Raw genomic sequence first — 5,097 nt, 5'->3', positions numbered from 1 at the left:
GCTCGGCGCGAGTGAACGAACAGCAAGAACGGAAAAACCAAGGAAGAAAGCCAAAAGAAGAGGTCGTTCCCCTTGACACGGTCAGCCGCTTCACAGAAGGAACTATAAGCACGTTTCCCGGTGCGCGGTGGGGTGGGTGCGGCAGGTTGGGGCGCGTGGCAGGAGGTCTGGGGAGCCGCCCAGCGACGGGGAACAGGCCGCGGGGAGGCTCGTAGGCGGGGGCCGGGTCGGCCCGGCGCATGGGTGGTCGAGACCCCCCGGGCCCGCCGCGGTAGGCCGATCGGGGCTCCAGCCGTGGCCGACTTCCTGTTCAGGGGTGCCCAGGTGGAGTCTCGGGGGCGGCCCCAGAGCGGTCACGCTGGCGGTCCTGGAGACGGAGATCCCCGACGCCGTCTGCACCCGGGACTCCGCGGGGAACGCCCCGCGGTTCCACGCGCTCGCCGCTCCGAGACGCCGCGGGGAGCCTTGTTTCCGTGCCGTCACGCTGATGGCAACGGCTCCCACCGGCGCGACAGTCCACGGGCCGTCCCATCGTGAGGGTGGGAGCCTGCGCACGATGCTTGAGGTTCGGCCGGGCGGGGAGGGGAGGCTTGCGGCGTCCTGGCCGTCGAAGCGGGCATTCAGGCCCGAGGACGGATCCACCTGACGTTAGCCCCGGCAGCGCACCGTACGATGCGAGTCGAGCACGAGTACGAGCGAAACGGCGCCTTTGCGTATCTCGCGGCATGGGACGTCAAAAGGGCCAAGGTCTTCGGCCGGTGCGAGCAGACGACTGGCATCGATCCGTTTCGCCGGCTCGTGATGCAAGTCATGGACCAAGAGCCCTACTGCTCGGCGCGCCGGGTCTTCTGGGTCATGGACAACGGCTCCTCGCACCGCGGCGACGCCTGCCGACGTCGACTCCAAGACGAATGGCCGAACATCATCGTCATCCACACGCCCGTTCATGCGAGCTGGCTCAACCAGGTAGAGATCTTCTTCTCAGTCCTGCAGAGGAAAGTGCTCCAACCGAACAACTTCGCGACCATCGAGCAAGGACAGGAGCAAGTGCTGGCCTTCGAGAGGTACTATGAGGAGGTGGCGAGGCCGTTCGAGTGGAAGTTCACCCGACGAGACCTCGATGGCCTGCTCGAGAGGCTTGCCGAGAAGGAGCGCCAGCTGGTGGCGTAGGCGCTCAAGAATACGTCACCGAACTTTCGGACCGGGGTACTAAGGGTTCCCAGCGCGGACCAGGGGCCATCTCCCCTGGTCAGTTCCGGGCTCTCCCGGCTCCCGCGCGAGGAGTTTCCTTGCGTGCCAGGGGTCTTGGACCCCGCCAGGCCTCATCGCACCTCGCGCTAGCGGTGCGACTCGTGTTGCCTTCCGTCGTGCCACGAGAGCGTCGGCGCCCAGATCTGTGTCACTTTCGAGGCTCGATACCCTGCCCGCAAGTGCCCCTGTCAACGCCTCAGCTCGCCCCTCGCGGGACGCGCCACATGACTCGGGGCCGGAGTGGTTCGCTACTCCTTCTCCGTATGGGTCTTTCATCCACTACTCCTCGCCGGTTTTAACCGGCGCACCGTGGCGGTGACCGCGACCGGATGCGGGGTTGGACACGGCTGTGGCGACGGGGCGACCCACGCAGGCGGAGACGCCCCCGACCACGGGGTCTGATTGACTCAACCGCACCGGCCCCGCGTGTTCAAGACGTTGTCAGGTGAGTATCGATCCCCAGGCCGGTGGGCCAGCTCCCCGGTGCCGACACGTTCGAGTTCGCTACGGCGCGCCCCCTCAGAAACCCCGCGGTGGCCGCCAAGAAGCCGGGGCACCTCACGACCGTCGCTCGAAGGTTCCACCGTGAGGTGCCCCGAGGGCGGCGGCGCCTACCACCTGCACTGCGTGTAGTAGTTGGCGGCTTCGATCATGCACTTCACTCCATCGGGGGTGACGGCAAGACCTGGATAGGAAACCCCTGGGTAGATCGACTGGTCGGCGATGTGGTCCCGGCGAGGAAACGTCCGCCCGTAGTCGCGCGATTCAGCGTACGTCGGATCCGCATAGTAACCGGGCTTCCACTTCTCGTACCAGATAGCGTGGATCAGGCCGTCACGACCCACCCGCACGCACTGCCGGGGACTCAGGTAAGCGTTGTCTCGCGGGGTCTGTTTGTATGGTCGCTCGAAGCTCTCGCCGCCGTCCGTGGAGACGAGCGTATAGACGGCCTGGTCGTAGTGCACCATCTTGCGGTAGACGATCGTGATCGGGCCATCGGGCGCTACCGCGAGCTGCAGATATTCCAGCGTATCATCGAGGTCCAGCGAAGGCGGAAAGCCGAAGCCCTGGTAGGCGCGCGTGAAGCGCACGCGCGGTGGATATGACCCTGGCCAGGCGATCCAGGCCAGCGACACGAACCCCTCGTCATCGACGCCGACCCGCACGTCCGGCTCCACGGTCCCGTCCTCGAACACGAGGTGCTGCGCCGGGAGGAAGACGGGGTCGCCGGATGGGGCACCCCCAGGCATCCGCGCCGCAAGGGATCGGATGTAGTAGAGCTTCTGGCCTATCGCGGCCCAGGCAATGTGTAGCGCGCCCCACCGGTCCACCGTCACGTCCATCTCCAGGCCCCCGGGCGCCGAAGGGTCGGCCGCAAGGACCGGGGCGAAGGTCGCGCCCCGGTCCTCCGTCCATGTCACCTCGAGCCCTCGGCTACCGAACCAGGTGATGTAGGTGCGGGCTCCGTCGCACTCGACCTCCGGCGTGCACAGCCATCCCACGTCCTCGGACCCCGGCACGATCAGGGCTCCGTTCCAGTGCAGCCCGTCGGCGCTGCTTTGGTAGTACACGGCAAAGCCGTAAGTATCGGCGGTGTATGCCACATGACGCACGCCCAGGGCGTCGGCTGCGATGGACGAAGGGGACTGGCCGTGAACGTCACTCACATCGCGCCGCGCCGCCCAGCAGGAGCCCAGGTGCTGCAGCGGCCGCTCGACCGCAGGGGTGGCGGGCTCGGCGGCCTGAGGCAGCGCCGGTAGCATACACAAGAGGAGGAGGGGAGCTGTCACGGTGCACCTCCTCAGTACTTGAAGACGAAGATCTCGCCCGCATCCGGGAAGCCCAGCGCGGTCGAGTGCGGCGACCCGACGAGAACGTCCTCGAGCGAGGTACCACCGCGATGCGCCCGCGCGACGGCCCAGCCGAAGCGCTGGTCGGCCTCGGGGTTCCCGTCAGTGAGTTTCGTTTTCTGCCAGTCGCGCGGCACCTGCCCCGCCACAGCATGGGAAATGTACACCGCCCCGGTTCGCTCCGTGTCCCAGCCGCCCGGCGCCCCGATGATGAGATCGAGCTGGTCCTGGCCATCGGTGTTCGCCCACGCGAGGCTGAAGCCGAAGAGGTTCCTCTCCTGGCCCTCGGGCCAAGGCGCACGGATTATCGGCTCGTCCAGGACCCCGGGGGGTATGAGGCCGGTACCGTCGCCTCGGTAGATAAAGACGAACCCCTCTGGTCCGAGAGGATCGTCAGCGGGATCAACCGCGCCAGGGCCTCCGGTCGCCAAGTCGTCCCAGGAATCCCCATCGTAGTTGCCCACGGCTAGTGCTGTGCCCCGGCGAGCATTGTCGAGGGGGGTGCCCGGAAGCGAGGGGAGGAACTGCCAGAAGCTGGCGTTGTAGTTCCACACAGGGTTCGTGGCGTCGTAGTGACCGAAGTAGGCGTAGGTGGCGCCCGCGGACCGGTGCCATCCCCATGACCACACATCGATGTCAGGATCGCCCACCACGACGTCTCCCAGATCTTGGGCGTCCGGATCGGCAAAGTCGCCAATGCCGACCGACCAGCCGAAGTGGTTGTCGAGGTTCTCGGTCACGTCGTTGTCTTGGAGGTGGGCGTAGCGCGTGACGTCGGCCGCCCCATACGGAGGGTTCCGGAAGATGTCGGCCGCGCCGGCCTCGGGCGCGACCGGGGGACCGAGCTTGTCGGCCTTCGGGGCCCCAACGACCAGATCGAGGAAGCCGGAGTGGTCCAGGTCGCCCACGGCGACGCTGAACCCGAACTCCCCGCCGTGGTCGGTGTTGGGGTCGAGGTCATCGGAACGGACCATTAGCGTCGTCAGGGCGCTGTAGGGTTGCTGCGCCAGCGGGTTCCAGGGTCCGAAGAAGATGTAGACGCGCCCCTGATCGATGCGCGTCCCGACGTCGAGGCCCGGCGCTCCCACCACGATATCCGGGCTGCTGTCGCCGTCGATGTCGGCGACCGTTACCGCGAGGCCGAAGTGCGCGTCCTGCTGGATCTCCCCCGCTGGCGCCCGGATCTTGAAGGGAGGCGTCGTGGGCGACTCGATGGCAGGATGGCACTCGACCTCACCCGCGCCCGAGACGCCGTCGACCTCCGCGTAGGGGACTCCGATCACGACCCAGTCCAGTGCGCCGGCGAGCCGCGCCGCGGCAACGGCCTTGCCGAACTGCTCTCCTGCGGCAGGGTCAACGGAGTAGCGGTTCTCGGTCTGGCCTGAGGCAGGCCGGGCGAGAACCATGGTCACGAGGAGAGAGAGACAGGGAGAAGCCCGGATGATGATTCTCCTTCCGACAGGGTTAACCTCTTCTGCGGTCCCCACCAAGCCTCCGCCCCGTAAGCGCCGGCCCAGTGAGGCTGGCCACTGAGAGTCGGCGAACTCCCGTCGCCGCTCCCGGCGCCTGTGGGCCAGTGCCTGGGGAGCCCTAAGGACCTGCATTATGGAGCGACTTCCGGTCCTGTGTCAAGGTGGCGACCCAGGGTCCCGTGGATGGGTCATCCGGGGGGCGTCGCCGCACGGTGTGGCGCGAGTTACACAGGGGTCCCGGCGGCGTTTGCGGTCCGGCTAAATGACGCGATCGTCACGAAAGGAATCAAGGCCTCGCCGGGCGCGCCGCTCACGGAGGCGATTGAGAGTCGGTAGCGGGATCATCGTATGGAACGGGTAGCACAGGCGCGCCCACCTGAGTGATACCGCCTCGCGGGAGTCTAGATGGGATGAAGCGGCTGGCCAACCGCTTGAGCGGGTGGTCCCATAGACCACTCCGCTGTTGCTCGGATTCAGAGGTCGTGCCGACAAGGCACCTAGCGACGGAGGCCAGCCATGGACGA

General features: G+C 67.0%; 3 protein-coding genes. 1 reads left to right on the top strand and 2 read right to left on the bottom strand.

The window, feature by feature from the left end; genetic code table 11:
• Positions 1-600 precede the first annotated feature (600 nt).
• Complete coding sequence (locus tag AB1578_21780) at positions 601-1,170, top strand: transposase (GenBank protein ID MEW6490529.1); 570 nt, start codon at positions 601-603, stop codon at positions 1,168-1,170.
• A 692-nt stretch (positions 1,171-1,862) separates the two neighbouring features.
• Here the strand turns inward: AB1578_21780 and AB1578_21775 are convergent.
• Together AB1578_21775 and AB1578_21770 are read right to left on the bottom strand one after the other, a co-directional pair.
• Positions 1,863-3,041 (bottom strand): hypothetical protein, encoded by a 1,179-nt coding sequence (locus tag AB1578_21775; protein MEW6490528.1) that lies wholly within the window; start codon positions 3,039-3,041, stop codon positions 1,863-1,865.
• An 11-nt stretch (positions 3,042-3,052) separates the two neighbouring features.
• Positions 3,053-4,588 (bottom strand): integrin alpha, encoded by a 1,536-nt coding sequence (locus tag AB1578_21770; protein MEW6490527.1) that lies wholly within the window; start codon positions 4,586-4,588, stop codon positions 3,053-3,055.
• Positions 4,589-5,097: the final 509 nt, after the last annotated feature.

Source organism: Thermodesulfobacteriota bacterium (assembly GCA_040756475.1).
Taxonomy (GTDB): domain Bacteria; phylum Desulfobacterota; class Deferrisomatia; order Deferrisomatales; family JACRMM01; genus JBFLZB01.
Note: the sequence above shows the minus strand (reverse complement) of the source record. Positions and strands in the feature narration are given on the sequence as shown.